A 16,852-nucleotide genomic window follows, 5' to 3' on the forward strand; every position below is an offset into this window, starting at 1 on the left:
AGCGCCCGCACGACCGAGGTCGCCTCGAGACCCGCGGAACATGCCAATTCCTGCCACACAATTAGGGACCGGTTCGATGGACGATCCGTATGGCCCGTACGGACTGCCTGTTCTGCGAGGACGTCGTCCCGTTCACGCAACACGAGATGGCGTACTACGTGTTCGAACTGACGGACGTCGAGAACCGGTGGCGACTCTGTCGGAACTGCGCCGAGGTCCGAACCGAGGGCGAGATGTTCACCGGCTACGGGCACGCCGGGGCGAGCAGCGACTGTATCGACTGCGACGAGACCGCCGCGTACGGGATCACGCTCCTGAAGGAGACTCCCGCCGGCGATATCGTCCCCGACGACGACGTCTACCACGTGTTCTGTGAGGAGCACCTCGAGGAGCGGCGGGCATAGCGCAGTAACACCCGCGACGGGGGTCCCGGGCGCCGCTCACTCGAGCAGCGCCGGCACCTGCGTGAGCGAGGAGACGCGGTACGTTGGCGACGCCTCGAGGGCGGCGTCGGTGGTCGTCTGGGCGCCGGCCTCGGCTTCGCTCGAGCGCTCGAGCAGCATCGAGTCGATGCCGGCGTTGTCGGCCGCCTGCACGTCGATCGCTCGGTCGCCGACGTACAGCGCGGAGTCGGCCTCGAGTGAATCCATCGCGCGCTCGATGTTGGTCGGGTCGGGCTTGCGGTTGGCGAGTCCCTCCGGCGTGAGCGGACAGCCAAGGACGGTCTCGAACAGCGAGCGCAGCCCGAACCGGTCGAGCAGTCGCGAGATGACGGTCGGATGGTTGTCGCTGACGATGCCGAGCGGCGCCGACAGCGAGCGGACGGCGCTGACGTCGTCGTACATCGAGCGCAGACCGCGCTCGACCTCGGCGAGTTGCGTCCGGATCATCTCGCGACCGGCCTGCGTACAGAACGTATCGGCGTCGATCTCGAGCCGCCGGCATCGATCGGCGATCGATTCGAAGTCGCCGTGCATCAGTTCCTGGAGCATCTCCGGCGACGGTCGGGAGCGACCGAGTTTCTCGTAGACTCGACCGAGCGCGTCGTACATCCGCTGTGACGAGGGCGTCTCGATCACGACCCCATCGAAGTCGAACAGGACCGCGTCGTACTGCATTACTGGACCGATATATTTCGGACCGAGTAAAAAGATTCCCGGGAGACTGACTCACACGTAGCATGGGAGTAGGTGTCTATCCCATACAGCAGATTCCTCCCCGCGCAGTTCGCCGTGAGACGTCGCTCACCGTCGTCGGTCCCGTCGAACCGGCACACAACGTTAAGACGGCTCCCGGAAACTATGTGAACATGCTGCACGCAACAGGACCGTTGCTCACCGTCGACGTCGGTGAGCGGACGGCGACCGAAACCGATATCGTCGACGTACTCGAGCGCACCGTCGGCGGCCGCGCGACGGCGACGGCGCTGGCCCACGACCGAATCCCGTTCGACGCGGACCCGTTCGGTCCGGAAAACCGCGCCTACCTCTCGACGGGCCCGCTCCAGCAGTCCCAGATGTCGTTTACCGGCCGGATGAACATGACGGGCCTCTCGCCGCTGACCGACGGTCTGGTCTCGAGTAACGCCGGCGGCTACCTCTCGCGAAACTTCGTCTCGACGGGTTACAGCGTCCTCGAGGTCGCGGGCGCGAGCGACGAGTTGCTCGCGGTCCACGTCACCGATTCCGGCGTCGAGTTCGAGGACGTACCCGAACTCGAGGGCGCGACGGTGCCGGAGACGTCCGCGTACCTCGAGCGCGAACGCGACCTCGGCGCCGAACACTGCATCGCCATCGGCCCCGCGGGGGAGAACCTGGTGCGGTTCGCGTCGGTGATGACCTTCGACTCGCGGGCGTTCGGCCGCGGCGGCCTCGGGGCCGTGCTTGGCTCGAAGAACGTCAAGTGCGTCACGTTCGACGGCGACGTGGCGTCGCCGCTCGAGATTCCGAATCCGCCGGAGATGGATATCCACCGCGAGGCGGCCCAGTCGGACGACCTGATGCGACGGCAGGGGACGACGGGGAACACGGAGTTCATCAACGAGAACTTCTCGCTGCCGACGCGGTACTTCCGGGAGTACGAGTTCGAAGGCGCGGCCGAAATTGGGGGCAACGCCGTCGAAGCAAAGAAGTACAAGAAGGGCGCCTGCTCCGCCTGCGCCTACGCCTGTAAGCTTCCGACGCGGGACGAGGAGACGGGCGTCGAGACGGAGGGGCCGGAGTTCGAGACCGTCTACGCCTTCGGCGCGATGCAGGGGGTCGACGAGATCGTCGACGTCATGCGGGCCAACGAACTCTGTGACACGCTCGGAATGGACACCATCTCGGCCGGCGTCACCGTCGCCGCCTACCTCGCGAGCGAGGACGCCTTCGGCGACGCGGAACTGGCCCAGGAGCTCACCGAGAAGATCGCGTACCGGGACGGAATCGGCGACACCCTCGCCGAGGGCGTCGCGCGCTGTCACGACGACCTCGACGTTCCGGATTACACCGTCAAGGGCCTCGAGTTCGCCGCCCACGACGGCCGAACGCTCCACGGGCAGGGGCTGTCCTACGCCGTCGCGAACCGCGGCGCCGATCACCTGTACGCGAGCATGCTGTCGCTCGAGTACGCCGGTGCACTCGACCCGCAGGGGACGCTCGACAAGGCCGACGCCCTCGTCGCCCGCGAGAACAACTCCGCGTTTCAGGACTCGGGGATCGTCTGCGTCTTCGGCAGCGACTACGTGACCGACGACCGACTCGAGGCCCTGTTCGACGCCGACCAGGAGGAGCTGATGGCCGTCGGCGCGCGAACGGTCGAGCGCGAGCGCCACTTCAACAACCGACGCGGCTTCGACCGCGACGACGACGCGCTACCGTACGACCTGCCCGACCTCGAAGATGCGATCGGCGAGTACTACGAGACTCGAGGCTGGTCCGACGACGGCGTCGTCCCGTCGGATGCCGTCGAGTCCGTCTCGTCGGGTGCAAACGCCGACGACTGATACGGATTCGTGTCATCAATTACCGCCGATCGGCCGGAACGGTTCGCCGATCCGCGGTAACTACGGACACGAATCCGTATGGCGCGGCGGTGGTATCGTCCCGGAAAACAGTAAAACGGCAAAACGGGGCCGCGCGAAAAACCCGACTCGGTGCGCGGCCCGATATCGTGTTCGCACACGATTCGCCCAGCCGACCGCCGGACTTGCTATCGTCCGACTGTACCCGTAGGTCGAGCGGCCAGGATAATAAATCCCGTGGTAGACATACTCATGCACGATTCTGGTCGGTCGTGAGACGACACTCTGGCACCCGCTTCGGCCACTACCCGCCGTACACCGACGGAACCAGCCTGATGACGTCGTCGGCCTCGAGTTCGGTCTCGAGTCCGTCGTCGTGGACGACGTTGCGCTTGTTTTTCGTCACGACGGTGTCGCCCGCGAGCCCGTTCGATTCGTCCTCGTCGGCCAGGAGTTTTCCCCCGAGGGAAGGGTAGCTCGCCTCGAGGTCGACGAGTAGGTCGCCGATCGTTTCGGCGTCGGTCTCGTGGCGGACGGTCTTCTCGCCGACGGCGTCTCGAAACGGGCCGAAAAAGACGCACTCGAGTTCCATACCTCCGTCTTCGACGGACGGTCTCTTGTAGGCGACGGTCGGGCGTACGGACGCGAGCGGTGGCGATCCCGTTAGCGCGGTTCGAAATCGATCCGTCGGTACGGGCGGCCGAACGTGCAGGGCCACCCCTGATAGCCGTCCGCCCTGTACGACCGGCCACGTTCGCCTATGGACCCGTGTGAGTTCTACCGGCAGGCGATCGACCGGGCCGCCAGAACGCCGGCGAAACTCGGTCAGGCGCCGCTTCGGATGGCCCAGCTCGCGACCGCCGAGCCCGGCGCAACGCCGTACGAGATCGTCTACGAAGAGGGGCCGGTCTCGCTCCGGCGGTACGAGCCTCGCGTCCCCGAGTCCGAGCGTCGGTCCGTCCCGCTGGTGATCGCCTACCCGTTCATCAACGATCCGTCGATCCTCGACTTCGCGGCAGATCGGAGCGTCGTTCGAGCGTTCGCGGATCGCGGGTTTCCCGTCTACGTCGTCGAGTGGGGCGATCCGACGCCGCTGGATCGCTCGCTCGGACTCGGCGACTACGTCTGTCGATTCCTGCGCAATTGCGTCGACTACGTCCGCGAGGAGACAGGCGCGGACGCGGTCCACCTGCACGGCTACTCGACGAGCGCGCCGCTTTCCGTCGGCTACGCCGGCTGCTTTCCGGAAGACGTCCGGACGCTGGTGCTCCAGGGACCGCCGCTAGCGTTCGACGCCGAATCGACGCCGCGGGCCGTCGACGGCGACAGGACCCGTAAAGACGCCGCGTCACCCGCCGGCCCATCGCTCGAGTCCGGAGCCGCCAACCAGGCCGACGGGATCGATCTCTTCCGGCGACTCGCCGCGGAGCACGACCCAGAACAGGTTGCCGACGCGTTCGACGTCGTCCCGACGCCGCTGCTCGAGGTCGCACTCGCGCTTCGCAAACCCGTCGAGTACACCGTGACGAACCCGTTGCGGCTCTGGGATCAGTTCGACGACGCCGCCGCCGTCGAAGAGTACGGCCGCAAGCTCTCCTGGGCCAGCGGCGGACCGAACCTCCCGGGAACCGCCTACGAAGCGTTCGTCCGAGAGCTGCTCGTCGAGAACCGCCTGCTGGAGGGAACGTGGGAGCTGTGCGGTCGCCCGGTCGACCTCGACCGAATCGGTATGCCGGTCCTCCTGATTCTCGGCGCGGAGGACCGATTCGTCCCGCCGCGCGCTGCACTCCCGTTCCTCGAGGAGATTTCGAGCGAGGATACCACCGTCCTCGAGTTTCCGACCGGCCACGTTGGCACGTCGGTCGCCGCCGCGGCACACGAAGACGAAGAGTGGTGGCCGCGCGCACTCGAGTGGGTCGCGAAGCGAAGCGACTGATCGATCGCGAAGCGGTCGTCCCGTGGCGATGCCCGGTCGGGTCTGCAAAGAGAATAGCGGCTCGAAATCGCTCTCGTGTGCTGGTCGCGAGTCAGCCGTCGGTATCGTCGCGGCCTTCGGTATCGTCGCGGTCTTCGGCTTCCTCGTGGTCGGTCTCTCCGTCTTCGGCTCCCGGTCCGAGACCGCCATCCGGTTCCGATTCGATCTCCTCTTTTGCCGCCTCGAGTCCGTCCGCGTCGGAACGATCGGCGTTTGATTGGTCGCTCATCGAGCCAAATAGGGACAGGTGCCTACAAACGCTCGATGCCTACAGACGTTGTGGGAAAACGGTCCGAGCAACAGTGTCGCCGACGAGCGGCCACGAGAGCACTCGTGTGGTTCGTTCCGTCCCGTTTTCGTCCCGTCTCCGTTCCGTCTCTGTCCCGTCAGACTGCGTTTTGCGCCTCGAGGGAGCGCTTCCACGCTCGCTTGGGGCCGTCCGCACTCGCGAGTCGACCGTCAGCGTTCGCTCGTGGAAGGCGCCGCGTTTCGTACCCGGGACGAGCGAGGGCCGCCAACAGCGCCGTCAGGGGAGTCTACGACGGCGTGAGCCGATCCCACAGCGACTTCATGTCCGCCGCCGACTCCATCGCCGACAGTTCGCGGTAGGCGGATTGCTCCTCGTCGTAGTTCGACTCGAGCGGTTTGCGAATTTCGTCCGAGTACTCGAGTTGATTCGCCATCGACGTCAGCCCCTCGTAGGCCGTCATCTCGACGCGCTCGGTCATCATCCCGGCGGTCAGGTACGCCATGTTCAGCATGTCGTCGTCCTCGATGGCGTCCTTTAGCGTCGCCCGCTCGGCCTCGAGCGCGTCGATGACGGGATCCTCCCGTCGTTCCGCCGGTCGGTCGAGCGCGGCGAAGACCTCCTCGAGCCGCTGGACCTGCGTGCGGGTTTCGTCGCGGTGGTCGGCGAACCCCTCGCTCATCCGATCGTTGGTCGCGTTGATCGCCATCTCGTCTAGGGCCTCGACGAGCTCCTGTTCGTATAATACAGCTGGGCGAGCTTGTGGTGGAACAGTTCCTCGAGGTCGTCGATCTGATCGACGCTGGTGGTTGGACTCATGGGTACGCCTCGAACGAGGAGCGAGAAAGTCGTAGCTCCCGAACACGCAGGCGCCTCGGTTCGAACGGTCGCGGCCGCCGTTCGCGCTCTCGAGACGGTCGCCGACTCGATGGGCAGTGCGCGACGCTATCGGAGAGACACGCAACTGCGGGGCGTGTCGTTTTCCCCCTCGTTCGCGTACGCTCCCACGATCGGGGAAACGGCCGCACGATACTTCTCTCGTCCAGTAATGACTCAGCACACACTGCTGCAACGCGGCGGAATCGATTCCACAGCGTTCGTCGCGCCGAGCGGCTGTACCTGGGAGACCCTCGAGGAAGCCGAAACGAAACCGACGGTCGTGGAGACCGACCCCCTGGTCGACCAGCGCGGACCGTCGAGGAACGGCGGCACGGTCGGGGACCGATCCGCGAACTCGAGTTCGTCAGGCTCGGTCGGATCGACACTGCCAGCCCGTCCGGCGTCGGTTTCGTCGCCGGCGGCCTCGCGGCGCTGGTCGAGGCCGGCTTCGAGGGTGAGAAGGTCGAAGCGTACGGACGCAACGCCTGAATCGCGTCGGCGTTCAGGTGAGAGCCATCCATGAGTATCGTCGCAGAGTTCACCGTTCGATCCGAGGACTTCGCCCTCAATCACTCGCTGACCGCCGCCCCGGAGATGATCGTCGAAATCGAGCGCGTCGTCGCGACGTTCGAGGACCGAGTCATGCCGTACTTCTGGGTCAGCGGCGGCGATCAGACGACGTTCGAGGACGCGTTCCGCGAGGACGAGTCCGTTACGAACGTCACCGCGATCGACGAGGTCGAGAACGCGAGGCTGTACCGAGCCGAGTGGACCCAGAACATCGAGACGGTCGTCTACGCCTACGTCGAGATCGGCGCGACGATCCTCCAGGCGATCGGGCGGAACGAGAACTGGGAACTGCGGATGCGCTTCGACGACCGAAACAAGCTCTCGGCGTTTCAGCGCTACTGCGACGAGAACGACATCGCCTTCGAACTCACGCAGCTCAAAGAACAGCAACAGCCGATGGCGAGCGCTCAGTACGATCTGACGCCGAAACAACGCGAGACGTTGGTGACCGCCCTCGAGGAGGGCTACTACGACGTCCCACAGTCGGTGACGATGAGCGAACTGGCCGAGGAGATCGGGATCTCCCAGCAGGCGCTCTCGAAGCGTTTTCACCACGGCCACCGGAACCTCATCGCCAGCGTCCTGACCGTTAGCCACCCGGACGACGAGTAACGCGGCGTCTCGACCTGAACGGTCCGACTTAAATTAGGCGTGAATACAACCCCCCCGTCCATAGGCATCGCGGCGGTACTGTGAGGTATGCCCGACACACCGAACGGAACGGACGCCCGTCACCGTCGTCGATCCGCCAGTCACACCCTCGAGCGTCGGGGGAACACGATGGCACTCGGCCCTTCGATCAGGGTCGACCGACGCGAAGCCGGCGCACAGCGCCGCGAAATCGCAGTCGAACGCGCGGTCGGTGGGTGAAATGTCCGTCGACGACGACTGGCTCAAAGTCGCGGCGAGGTGTCGCGAGTGTGGCGCCGTCTATTCGGCGTGGGTCCGGTCGGACGACTCGGTCCAACCGATCGGACGGAAAGACGGCTGTCGGTGCGGGGCCACGACGTTCCAGCCGCTCTCGAAACGGAACGACGCCGACGCTCCCGCCGCGCGCAACGGCAGCGACTGATCGTTACTCGAGGCGGGATTCCGATTGTTGCCCTCGGTACGATCGCTCACTCTCACACGTCCGATCACGTACCGATTCCGACGCCAGCGACCGCGACGGCCACTCCGACGAGAACTGCCGGGCGGCCTCGGCGCCCGCTCGAGGACGTGTAACCGAAAGTCGACGCGGGGCCACCGCGAGTTACGACGTTTTGATCAGTCGTCGCTCGGGCCGGCCGCGGGCGCGTCCGATTCGACGGGAGCCGCGCTCGAGCCGGTTTCGGGGGCGTCGAACAGCGGACTCTGCTCGCCGGGAACGAACGTGTTGAGAAGCAGCGCCGACAGCGCGGCCATGATAACCGGCTGACTGAAGAACGTCTCGGCGGCGTTTGGCAGTCCGGCCAGCGCCTCCGGCGTCGTCGCGACGCCGAGGCCGAGACCGAGCGAGACGGCCACGATAACCATGTTGCGCCGCTCGAGTTCCGTGTGGGTCACGATCAGTCGAACGCCGCTGGCCGCGACCATCCCGGCCATGAGCAAGACGGCACCGCCGAAAACGGCGCTCGGGATCGTCGTCACGACGGCGCCAACCATCGGGCTAAGGCCAAGAATCGCCAGAATAACGCCGCTGATACCGACCACGTGACGGCTCATCACGCCGGTGAAGTTGACGATCCCGACGTTCTGCGAGAACGAGGTGATCGGGAAGGCGGCGAAGACGGCGCCGAGCGAGCTCAGGATACCGTCGTTGAACAGCCCACCGCGGAACTCGTCGTTCGTGGGGTTTCGCCCCTCAGCAGCCGTGACGCCGGACATGTCGCCGACGGTTTCCATCGCGGAAACGAGGAAGAGAAACGCGAACGTAACGATCGCGACCGGTTCGAACTCGAAGCCGAATCGGGTGGGTTCGGGAACGGCGAACAGGGCGGCGTCACCGACGGGACTGAAGTCGACCAGCCCGAAGGCGATAGCCGCGACGTACCCGACGACGATCGCAGCGAGAACGCTGAGAATTCGGGTAATACCTCGAGTGAACATGTTTAGGCTGACGGCGATTCCCAACACGAGGGCAGCCAGTCCGATGTGGTGAAGTGCGCCGAGTTCACCCGCCTCTTCGGCCGCGGAGCCGCCGGCCGCGTACTCCATCCCGACGGGAATGAGGTAGAGGCCGATGATGACGACGACGAGGCCGGTAACCAGCGGCGGGAAGAAGGGTTTGACGCGGGAGAACTGCCAGCCGATGAGGCCCTCGACCACGAAGCCGGTTACGAGAATCGCGCCGAAGACGGCGGCCATCCCGTAGTCGACGCCGATCGATATCGACGCCCCGACGAACGTGAAACTCGAGCCCATGACGATCGGCAGTCGCGCGCCGACCGGGCCGATCGTGTAGGCCTGAATCATCGTCGCCAGCCCCGAGAACAGCAAGACCATCTGTACGATGTACGCGGTGTCGGCGGGACCGAGCCCGACACCGCCCGCGACGACGTACGCCACGGCCGTCGCCGGTACGATCATAACTGCGACGTGCTGTAAGCCGAGCAGAATCGACTTCGGCCATGGCGGTTTGTCGTCGAGTTCGTACTCCAGGTCGATGGCCCCATCCGAATTGTTCGGCATGCTATACCCGCCTCGTAACGAGTCGGTGTACAAAAAGTCTCGTATGTGAGCTCATTATGGGCCTTCCACAGCCCGAATGTGTTCACGAACGTGCATCAATTCGTGCACGGACGTGCAGTGCAACTGGACGCGACACGACGACCGCGGGTCCCGCCGAGGCGGACTCGAGAACGAAGAGTCGCCGCTCAGTGAACGATTACGTCGCCGTCTTCGACGGTAATGTCCAGCAAGCTGGTCGCCTCGAATTTGGTGTCGTCGAGCGCCGACGGACCCACCTTCCGCATGATCACGACGACGTCGACGATGTCGGCGCCGATGTCGTCCAAGGCCTCGCAGATCGCCGCCAGCGTGCCGCCCGTCGAGAGCATGTCGTCGACGATGACGACTCGGTCGCCCTCCTCGACGTCGTTGATGTACATCTCCGACTCCGAGTAGCCCGTCTCCTGGTGGAGCGACACTTCGCCCTCGAGGCCGTACTCGCGCTTGCGGATCACGACCAGCGGGATGTCGGTCTGTAAGGACAGCGCCGTCGCGAGGTGGATCCCCATCGCCTCGGGGGCGACGATCTTGTCGACGTTCAGGTCGATCGTCCGCATGACCTCGACGACGACCTCGCGCAGGAGGTCGGGATCGAGCCGCGGGACGCCGTTGCTGATCGGATGTACCAGATACTCGTAGCCGCCTTTGTCGATGATCGGTGCCTCGTCGAGCGACTCGATGAGCTTCTCCATACGGCCGGTTGGTGGAATCCGTGCAAAAGCGAATCGCTCTCGCTTCGACCGGACTGCAGCGCGCGCCCGATCACTCGCCGGTCGGAAACTCGCGTTCCCGCTCGAGTCGCTGACAGCCGACGACCAGGCGGTCCGGAAGCGCGGCCGCGTTCGTATGAAGCGCCTCGAACACCGCCGCGGCGTCCTCGAATCGCGGGCCGCGGGACGCCCGCAAGGGATCTGTCTCCCACTCGACGAACTCCATCGTGGCCAACATCGGAAGGTGGACGTGCTGTAACTCGAGTCGCAGGCGCTCGGGGTCGGCGGGAACGTTCGGATTCATCGCTTGCGCCGGAAGCGAGACCGACTGCTCGCGCGACGCATCGAGCAGGGAGATGATTAGCTGTCGCCGCGGTTCGGCCGAGAGCGCTTCGAACACGCGGTCCCACCGATCTATGGCTCGCCGTCCGTTCTCGAACCGCATTTCGGTCATGCAACAATAATTGATATTGATGATAAAATGCTTTCCGGGGAATTCGCCCCGATCCGCGCCGCAAACCGACCCAACAGCTGAATTAACGGTGGAGATGGCAGACAGAAATCATCGTCCAATATTCTCCGTCGTCTCCGGCGTGTTACGACCGAAGGCCCTACGGAAGCGAGACGGCATCCAGTTCGATCCGCGTCGGTTCCGGGACTGATTCGCTCGAGACGGCGTACTCACCGCGTTCGACCGCCGACTCCTGGCCGTCCGCGCGTTCGTCGCCGGTCAGGACGATCACACCGTCGGCGAGCAGCGGCGCGAGAACCCCGGCGGCGACGGCTTTCGGATCCGAGAGCGGTTCCCGAACGACGACGCGGTCGCCCTCCTCGAGGCCGTGCGTCTCGACGACGTCGCTCGCGGCCGCGAGCGCGTCAGCGTGGCTCACGGTCCGCTCCCCATCCGTCAGGATCGTCGTCTCGGAGTCGATATCGAGCGGCGGAAAGGCCGGGTTCTCGGTCCAGACGCCGGCGTCGAAGTGGTGGATATCCGGTTGCTCGGGCTTCGTTCCGTACCCGATTCGCTGGGCGCCCCGCGGAAGGTCGTAGGTTTCGGACTCGAGGTCGCGAACCGGCGCCACGAGCGCCCGGAAATCCTCGACGTCGGTCAGATCCGCCGGTGGATCGAACCTGGTCGTCCCCTCGAGCAGCGTCGTCCCGAAGAAGGCGAGCAACGAGAGCGGATTCTCGCCGGCGATACCGACGGTGACGCCCTTTCGGACGCCCGAGTGTCGAAGGAAGTTCCCCGACTTCCAGGCCGTCGTACACAGCCAGTGGTGGTCGAACTCCCGACCCGTCGCGTCGACCAGCGACGGTCGGTCGTTCCGGAGTTCACGCGTGAGCAGCTCGTCGACTGTCGCGGCGGTCATACCCGCTACTCGCGGCCGAGTCGAAAAAAGCACGCCGACTCGAGTCGACCGGAGTCGCGATTTCGGCCGTCGCCCGACGGCGTCTCGCGGCCGGAATCGGTCTGCTCCGACGGAGCCTGCAGTGGGTCGTCCCAGTTTCTGGGAACCGGACGCGACAGCTTTTATCATCCACAGCCAGCATCCAGTATGGAACACGGGTGCTACCGGTGGGAACACGACGCCGAATCGGTGGCGGTCGCCGTCGCCGACGCGGTGTCGTCGGTGACGAACGTCCCGCACGACGAACTGGAGCCGATTCACGACCGCGTAGACGGCGACGCTCTGAACGCGCTCGTCGAACGGAGCGACGACATTCGGATCTGCTTCGAGTACGCCGGCTTCGACGTCGAAGTCCGGACGGACGAGATTCGACTGACCGAACGTCCGTGACGTCGCGGCGTCGGTCGCCGAGTCGCAGATCTAGAACGCCCGTTTGATCTTCTCGAAGAACCCCTCCTTGACCTCGATTTCGTCGCCGCCAGCCTCGGCGAACGCCTCGAGCGCCTCGCGCTGTTCCTCATTTAAACTCTCGGGTGTGACGACCTGCACCTGCACGAAGAGGTCGCCGTGGCCCCGGCCCCGGAGACGCGGCATGCCCTTCCCCTCGAGGCGGAAGGTCTCGCCGCTCTGAGTAGCCGTGGGAACGTCGAACTCGACGGCGCCGTCGAGCGTCGGTACTTCGACGGTGTCGCCGAAGGTCGCCTGCGGGAACGAAATCGGCAGTCGGTACTGGAGGTCGTCGCCCTCGCGCTCGAAGTCCTCGTGCTCGCGGACCGAGACGTCGATCAGGAGGTCGCCGCGACGGCCGCCCTCGGGACTCGGCGCGCCCTCGCGTTCCATCCGAAGCGTCTGGCCCTCCTGAATGCCAGCGGGAACCTCGACGGTGAGCGTCGCCTCGTTGCGGACGTAGCCCTCGCCGCGACAGTCGCCACAGGTTTCGGAGTAGAGCGTGCCCTCGCCCTCACAGCGCGGACAGGCGGTCGTCTGCTGGACGCGACCGAGCGGTGTCTGCTGGACCTGCGTCACCTGCCCGCGGCCCTGACACTCCGGACACGTCTCCGAGTCGGCCTCCGGCGGATGGCCCTCGCCCTCGCACGTGTCACACTCCTCCGGGCGCTCGACGGTGAACTGCTTCTGGGCGCCCTCGTAGGCCTCCTCTAGGTCGATCTCGAGTTCGGTTCGGAGGTCGCGGCCCTTGCGCGGGCGTCGGCGCCCGCGGCCGCCGCCACCGCCGAAGACCTGCTCGAAGATGTCGCCGAGACCGCCGCCGCCCATCCCGCCGCCGCCCATGCCGCCGAACGGGTCGCCGCCCATGCCGCCCATGCCGCCTTCGCTGGCGTCGAAGCCGTGTTTCTCGGCCTGCTCGTAGCGGTCGTGGCCCATTCGGTCGTAGGCCTGACGTTTCTCCTCGTCAGTGAGGACCTTCTTCGCCTTCTGGATCTTCTTGAATTTCTCCTCGGCGTCGGGATCGTCGCTGACGTCCGGGTGATACTCCGTGGCCTTCTCCCGATAGGCCTGCTTGATCTCCTCGGCGGAGGCGTCGGAACTCACGCCGAGTACGTCGTAGAAGTCCTCGCTCATTCGTTGTGCAACCGATACTCGCTTGCGACACTTGAAACGAACGTTCCAAACGTACCTTTTTTACCGGGGTCCTCACGCGCCGTCGGCGCGTTCGAACCCCGCCAAAAAATCTACGCTAAAAAAGGCCGCTCGCTCACTCCGTTCGCTCGCGGTGAGTGGACGTTCTCGATCCGTGTTCAGCACTCGAGGCCTTCTCGAGTGGTGCGAACGGGCCTTTGTCCCATACGCAGAAATCGGCCGGGGAGAGCGTGGCAACTCCTCGTTGCCCCGTCTTCGAAAAATTCGCTTCGCTCACTTTTCGAAACTACGATGGACTCGCTTGCTCACGGGTCGGTTCCCTCCCCGTTCGCTCCTCGAAGCGCTCCGTCGTCGCGCCTCGCACCGCTCGCCCATCGAGCCGACGAAGACGACTCGTCCTTTCAGTTCTCGTCGTCTTCGTCGACGTCGTCAGACTACGTCTGACGGGCTGAAGACGACGACTTACTCGTCGTCGTCTTCAACGTCTTCGAAGTCGGCGTCGACGAACTCCTCGTCCTCGCCGCCAGCGGCACCCTCGGGACCGGGGTTCGGGCCGCCGCCCATGCCGCCCATGCCGGCTCCCGCAGCGCCGCCAGCCGCACCGCCTGCGGCGCCGCCGGCTGCACCACCAGCACCGCCGGCACCTGCGGCACCAGCCTGCTGGTGAATCTGCTTGCCGATCTCCTGCAGTTCCGTGCTCAGGTTCTCGGTCGCGGCTTCGATATCCTCGGCGTCGGCGTCACTGTCGTCGATCGTCTCCTCGAGATCCTCGATCGCGGCCTCGATGTCGCCGCGCAGGTCGTCGTCGACCTGCTCGTCGTTCTCCTCGAGGAGCGTCTCGGCGCGCTGGATCGTGGCCTCGGCGGTGTTGCGGGCCTCGATGCGCTCGCGCTTCTTTTTGTCCTCTTCGGCGTGTTTCTCGGCTTCGGCCTGCATCTTGTCGATCTCGGCGTCGGAGAGGCCGGCGCCGCCCTCGATGGTGATCTCCTCGGACTCGCCGCTGCCCTTGTCCTCCGCGGAGACGTTGACGATGCCGTTCTCGTCGATGGAGAACGTGACCTCGATCTGCGGGGTGCCCGCGGGCGCTGGCGGGATGCCGGTCAGGTGGAACTCGCCGAGCATCTCGTTTTTCTCGGCCAGTTCGCGCTCGCCCTGGAAGACCCGAACCTGCACGGAGGTCTGGTTGTCCGCCGCGGTGGTGAAGATCTTCGACTCCTCGGTCGGAATCGTCGTGTTCTTCTCGATGAGGCGCTCGAAGAGGCCGCCCTTGACCTCGATACCGAGCGAGAGGGGCGTGACGTCCAGCAGGACGATGTCGTCGACTTCGCCGCCGAGGACGCCGCCCTGAATCGCGGCGCCGAGCGCGACGGCCTCGTCGGGGTTGACGTTCTTCTGTGGCTCCTTGCCCGTCAGCTCCTCGACTTTCTCCGCAACCTGTGGCATCCGCGTGGAGCCGCCCACGAGGAGGACTTCGTCGATCTCGTCCGCTTCGTAGCCCGCGTCCTCGAGCGCCTGCTCGGTCGGCTCGACGGTGCGGTCGATGAGGTCGCTGGTGAGCGACTCGAACTTGGCACGCGTGAGGGATTCCTCGAGGTGGATCGGACCGTCGTCCGTCGCCGTAATGAACGGCAGGTTAATCTCGGTCTCCTTGCGCGAGGAGAGTTCGATCTTGGCCTCTTCGGCGGCGTCTTTGAGTCGCTGGAGGGCCTGTCGATCCTCGCGGAGGTCGATGTCGTGTTCGTCCTCGAACTGCTCGGCGAGCCAGTCGATGACGGCCTCGTCCCAGTCGTCGCCGCCGAGGTCGTTGTCACCGTTGGTGGCGACGACCTCGTAGACGCCGCCGCCGAGGTCGAGGATCGAAACGTCGAACGTCCCGCCGCCGAGGTCGTAGACGAGGACGGTCTGGTCGGAGTCGTCGTCGAGACCGTAGGCCATCGACGCCGCGGTGGGCTCGTTGATGATACGCTCGACCTCGAAGCCGGCGATCTCGCCGGCGTCTTTGGTCGCCTGGCGCTGTCGGTCGGAGAAGTACGCAGGCACCGTGATGACGGCCTTCTCGATCTCGTCGCCCAGGTAGTCCTCGGCGTCGCGTTTGATCTTCTGGAGGATCATCGCCGAGATCTGCTCGGGCGTGTACTCCTCGTCTTCGATCTCGACGGTATAATCGTCCTCGCCGATGTGACGCTTGATCGACTGAATCGTCTTCTCGGGGTTCTGTACGGCCTGGTTCTTCGCCGGTTTGCCGACGAGTCGCTCCTCATCGTCGGTAAAGGCGACGACGGAGGGCGTCGTCCGTTCGCCCTCGGCGTTGACGATGATCTCCGGATCGCCGCCTTCCATCACCGCGAACGCGCTGTTCGTCGTCCCCAGGTCGATTCCGAGAATTTTGTTGCTCGCCATCGTGACCGGCTATTGTGCGCACTTTGTTTTAAAGGTTACTAGGGCGATCCAGCGGCCGAATAAAATATCCGGAATGAGCTACAGCGGCGGCGCTCAGCGGCCACAACGCGTAAATACCACGATAGGATGAAAACGTTGTTTCGGACGGATCGAACGGAACAGAGCTGTCAGCCGCCCGTCTCGTCGGTCAGTTCGATTCGTCGCCGTCAGTCGACGCGTCCGTTTCCTCAAGGTCGTCGTCGCCCGCGACTTCGCCGCCGAGTTCGATCGCGTCGTCGTCCTCGCTCGCTTCGTCGTCGTCTCCAGTGCCGTCTTCGGAGTCTGCACCGCCAGCCGAGTCGTCGTCGGCCGCTGAGTCGGACTCGTCGCTTTCGGGAGCCGTCGAGTCGGCGTTCTCGTCGCCGGTTCCGCCGGCGCCGTCGGCATCGGAATCGGCGTCTTCGTCCTCTCCCTCGAGTTCGCCGTTCGACACCGTCACCTGCGCGTTCTGGATGACTTTATCCCCCATCTCGTAGCCGGGCGTGTAGACGTCGGCGACGGTCCCCTCGGGCTGGGCGCTGTCGACGCGCATCATGACCTCGTGGCGCTGGGGATCGGTCTCGGTGCCGGGTTCGGGATCGATCTCGGAGACGTTCTCGTCCTCGAGGATCCGGTCGAACTCCTTCATCGTCATCTCGACGCCCTCGCGCAGGCTCTCGACATCGCCGTGTTCCTCCTCGAGGGCTCGCTTGAGGTTGTCCCGAACGCCGAGGAGGCGTTCGACGAGGTCCTCCGTCGCGCGGTCTTTGATCTGATCCTGGCGCTTCTTGGCGCGTTTCTTGTAGTTCTGGAAGTCGGCCTGCTTGCGCTTGAGCCGGCTCGTGAGGTCCTCGACTTCCGCTTCGTACTCGTCGACCTCCGCCTCGCGAGCCTCGAGTTCGCTTTGCAGTTTGTCGATGGTTTCGGCCTGTTCCTCGACGCGTTCCGAGAGGTCCTCGAGCTCGGCGCGCTGGTCGGCGACGGTGCCGTTCAGGTCGCGGGCCTCCTCGACGACGGCGTTGACCTGGTGGGCGAGGTCGTCGTCGTACTCGGTGATCTGGTCGAGCAGGTCCTGAATGTCCTCGCTGGTCTCGGGTGCGGCGCCGTCGCCGGAAGCCGTTGTCGCGTCGTCGACGGCGGCCTCGCTCTCGTTCGAGTCGTCGGTCGTCGACTCGGTCGCCGCGTCCGTGTCGGACGCGCTCGCACCGTCCGATTCGTCCGCGCCCGTCGCGGCCTCGACGTCGGCCGGGTCGCCGCCGTCTGAGTGGTCCTCGGACGGGACACCCTGGGCGTCGGCGTTCGTGCCCTCGTCTTCGCTCATGTGGCTGTCAA

Annotated in this window: 17 protein-coding genes and 1 pseudogene; 7 read left to right on the top strand and 11 right to left on the bottom strand. The window is 65.3% G+C overall.

Going from position 1 to position 16,852, the window contains the following annotated elements; translation table 11 throughout:
• The first annotated feature begins 89 nt into the window (after positions 1-89).
• Positions 90-404 carry a hypothetical protein gene (locus tag C493_RS07365; protein WP_007258798.1) on the top strand — a complete coding sequence of 105 codons (315 nt, stop codon included), beginning with the start codon at positions 90-92 and terminating at the stop codon, positions 402-404.
• Positions 405-440: 36 nt separating this feature from the next.
• On the opposite strand, the gene C493_RS07370 is transcribed toward C493_RS07365, so the two are convergent.
• Positions 441-1,118 (bottom strand): HAD family hydrolase, encoded by a 678-nt coding sequence (locus tag C493_RS07370; RefSeq protein ID WP_007258799.1) that lies wholly within the window; start codon positions 1,116-1,118, stop codon positions 441-443.
• Between the two features lie 191 nt (positions 1,119-1,309).
• Between C493_RS07370 and C493_RS07375 the strand changes: the two genes are divergently transcribed.
• On the top strand, positions 1,310-2,986 hold the full coding sequence (locus C493_RS07375; RefSeq protein ID WP_049889210.1) for an aldehyde ferredoxin oxidoreductase C-terminal domain-containing protein: 1,677 nt from the start codon (positions 1,310-1,312) through the stop codon (positions 2,984-2,986).
• A 322-nt stretch (positions 2,987-3,308) separates the two neighbouring features.
• Here C493_RS07375 and C493_RS07380 read toward each other — a convergent pair whose 3' ends face one another.
• Entirely contained in the window at positions 3,309-3,596 is a 288-nt protein-coding gene (locus tag C493_RS07380; RefSeq protein WP_007258801.1) for a ubiquitin-like small modifier protein 1, read from the bottom strand.
• A 168-nt stretch (positions 3,597-3,764) separates the two neighbouring features.
• Here C493_RS07380 and C493_RS07385 point away from each other — a divergent pair, with 168 nt between their 5' ends.
• Positions 3,765-4,940: an alpha/beta fold hydrolase gene (locus C493_RS07385; protein ID WP_007258802.1), complete on the top strand. Its 1,176-nt coding sequence runs from the start codon at positions 3,765-3,767 to the stop codon at positions 4,938-4,940.
• Between the two features lie 91 nt (positions 4,941-5,031).
• Here C493_RS07385 and C493_RS23370 read toward each other — a convergent pair whose 3' ends face one another.
• Entirely contained in the window at positions 5,032-5,208 is a 177-nt protein-coding gene (locus C493_RS23370) for a hypothetical protein (RefSeq protein ID WP_162832289.1), read from the bottom strand.
• 307 nt (positions 5,209-5,515) lie between these two features.
• Positions 5,516-6,045, bottom strand: a pseudogene (locus C493_RS07390) (YciE/YciF ferroxidase family protein).
• Between the two features lie 579 nt (positions 6,046-6,624).
• Here C493_RS07390 and C493_RS07400 point away from each other — a divergent pair.
• The 3 genes from C493_RS07400 to C493_RS07405 all read left to right on the top strand — a co-directional run bounded on the left by C493_RS07400 (position 6,625) and on the right by C493_RS07405 (position 7,747).
• Positions 6,625-7,287 (top strand): helix-turn-helix domain-containing protein, encoded by a 663-nt coding sequence (locus C493_RS07400; RefSeq protein ID WP_007258805.1) that lies wholly within the window; start codon positions 6,625-6,627, stop codon positions 7,285-7,287.
• A gap of 87 nt (positions 7,288-7,374) precedes the next feature.
• Entirely contained in the window at positions 7,375-7,545 is a 171-nt protein-coding gene (locus C493_RS23005; protein WP_161606887.1) for a hypothetical protein, read from the top strand.
• A gap of 1 nt (position 7,546) precedes the next feature.
• On the top strand, positions 7,547-7,747 hold the full coding sequence (locus tag C493_RS07405; protein WP_007258806.1) for a hypothetical protein: 201 nt from the start codon (positions 7,547-7,549) through the stop codon (positions 7,745-7,747).
• A gap of 194 nt (positions 7,748-7,941) precedes the next feature.
• Here C493_RS07405 and C493_RS07410 read toward each other — a convergent pair whose 3' ends face one another.
• The 4 genes from C493_RS07410 to C493_RS07425 all read right to left on the bottom strand — a co-directional run bounded on the left by C493_RS07410 (position 7,942) and on the right by C493_RS07425 (position 11,464).
• Positions 7,942-9,345: a uracil-xanthine permease family protein gene (locus C493_RS07410; RefSeq protein WP_007258807.1), complete on the bottom strand. Its 1,404-nt coding sequence runs from the start codon at positions 9,343-9,345 to the stop codon at positions 7,942-7,944.
• Between the two features lie 185 nt (positions 9,346-9,530).
• Positions 9,531-10,076: a hypoxanthine/guanine phosphoribosyltransferase gene (gene hpt, locus C493_RS07415; protein WP_007258808.1), complete on the bottom strand. Its 546-nt coding sequence runs from the start codon at positions 10,074-10,076 to the stop codon at positions 9,531-9,533.
• A gap of 70 nt (positions 10,077-10,146) precedes the next feature.
• Positions 10,147-10,548 carry a hypothetical protein gene (locus tag C493_RS07420; protein ID WP_007258809.1) on the bottom strand — a complete coding sequence of 134 codons (402 nt, stop codon included), beginning with the start codon at positions 10,546-10,548 and terminating at the stop codon, positions 10,147-10,149.
• A 157-nt stretch (positions 10,549-10,705) separates the two neighbouring features.
• Positions 10,706-11,464 (bottom strand): hypothetical protein, encoded by a 759-nt coding sequence (locus tag C493_RS07425; protein WP_007258810.1) that lies wholly within the window; start codon positions 11,462-11,464, stop codon positions 10,706-10,708.
• Between the two features lie 186 nt (positions 11,465-11,650).
• Here C493_RS07425 and C493_RS07430 point away from each other — a divergent pair, with 186 nt between their 5' ends.
• Positions 11,651-11,893, top strand: a complete 243-nt coding sequence (locus tag C493_RS07430) for a HalOD1 output domain-containing protein (protein WP_007258811.1) — start codon at positions 11,651-11,653, stop codon at positions 11,891-11,893.
• A gap of 30 nt (positions 11,894-11,923) precedes the next feature.
• Here the strand turns inward: C493_RS07430 and dnaJ are convergent, their stop codons facing one another.
• From dnaJ to grpE, 3 genes are all read right to left on the bottom strand, one after another.
• Positions 11,924-13,084, bottom strand: coding sequence for a molecular chaperone DnaJ (dnaJ, locus tag C493_RS07435; protein ID WP_007258812.1), 1,161 nt, complete (start codon positions 13,082-13,084; stop codon positions 11,924-11,926).
• 480 nt (positions 13,085-13,564) lie between these two features.
• Positions 13,565-15,502 (bottom strand): molecular chaperone DnaK, encoded by a 1,938-nt coding sequence (gene dnaK / locus C493_RS07440; RefSeq protein ID WP_007258813.1) that lies wholly within the window; start codon positions 15,500-15,502, stop codon positions 13,565-13,567.
• 187 nt (positions 15,503-15,689) lie between these two features.
• On the bottom strand, positions 15,690-16,841 hold the full coding sequence (gene grpE / locus C493_RS07445; RefSeq protein WP_007258814.1) for a nucleotide exchange factor GrpE: 1,152 nt from the start codon (positions 16,839-16,841) through the stop codon (positions 15,690-15,692).
• Positions 16,842-16,852 lie beyond the last annotated feature (11 nt).

The organism is Natronolimnohabitans innermongolicus JCM 12255 (assembly GCF_000337215.1).
Classification (GTDB): domain Archaea; phylum Halobacteriota; class Halobacteria; order Halobacteriales; family Natrialbaceae; genus Natronolimnohabitans; species Natronolimnohabitans innermongolicus.

Excerpts from the sequence above, each read along its gene's own strand:
- C493_RS07365 (WP_007258798.1), top strand. The coding sequence starts at position 90 with ATGGCCCGTACGGACTGCCTGTTCTGCGAGGACGTCGTCCCGTTCACG.
- C493_RS07370 (WP_007258799.1), bottom strand. The coding sequence starts at position 1,118 with ATGCAGTACGACGCGGTCCTGTTCGACTTCGATGGGGTCGTGATCGAG.
- C493_RS07375 (WP_049889210.1), top strand. The coding sequence starts at position 1,310 with ATGCTGCACGCAACAGGACCGTTGCTCACCGTCGACGTCGGTGAGCGG.
- C493_RS07380 (WP_007258801.1), bottom strand. The coding sequence starts at position 3,596 with ATGGAACTCGAGTGCGTCTTTTTCGGCCCGTTTCGAGACGCCGTCGGC.
- C493_RS07385 (WP_007258802.1), top strand. The coding sequence starts at position 3,765 with ATGGACCCGTGTGAGTTCTACCGGCAGGCGATCGACCGGGCCGCCAGA.
- C493_RS23370 (WP_162832289.1), bottom strand. The coding sequence starts at position 5,208 with ATGAGCGACCAATCAAACGCCGATCGTTCCGACGCGGACGGACTCGAG.
- C493_RS07400 (WP_007258805.1), top strand. The coding sequence starts at position 6,625 with ATGAGTATCGTCGCAGAGTTCACCGTTCGATCCGAGGACTTCGCCCTC.
- C493_RS23005 (WP_161606887.1), top strand. The coding sequence starts at position 7,375 with ATGCCCGACACACCGAACGGAACGGACGCCCGTCACCGTCGTCGATCC.
- C493_RS07405 (WP_007258806.1), top strand. The coding sequence starts at position 7,547 with ATGTCCGTCGACGACGACTGGCTCAAAGTCGCGGCGAGGTGTCGCGAG.
- C493_RS07410 (WP_007258807.1), bottom strand. The coding sequence starts at position 9,345 with ATGCCGAACAATTCGGATGGGGCCATCGACCTGGAGTACGAACTCGAC.
- hpt (WP_007258808.1), bottom strand. The coding sequence starts at position 10,076 with ATGGAGAAGCTCATCGAGTCGCTCGACGAGGCACCGATCATCGACAAA.
- C493_RS07420 (WP_007258809.1), bottom strand. The coding sequence starts at position 10,548 with ATGACCGAAATGCGGTTCGAGAACGGACGGCGAGCCATAGATCGGTGG.
- C493_RS07425 (WP_007258810.1), bottom strand. The coding sequence starts at position 11,464 with ATGACCGCCGCGACAGTCGACGAGCTGCTCACGCGTGAACTCCGGAAC.
- C493_RS07430 (WP_007258811.1), top strand. The coding sequence starts at position 11,651 with ATGGAACACGGGTGCTACCGGTGGGAACACGACGCCGAATCGGTGGCG.
- dnaJ (WP_007258812.1), bottom strand. The coding sequence starts at position 13,084 with ATGAGCGAGGACTTCTACGACGTACTCGGCGTGAGTTCCGACGCCTCC.
- dnaK (WP_007258813.1), bottom strand. The coding sequence starts at position 15,502 with ATGGCGAGCAACAAAATTCTCGGAATCGACCTGGGGACGACGAACAGC.
- grpE (WP_007258814.1), bottom strand. The coding sequence starts at position 16,841 with ATGAGCGAAGACGAGGGCACGAACGCCGACGCCCAGGGTGTCCCGTCC.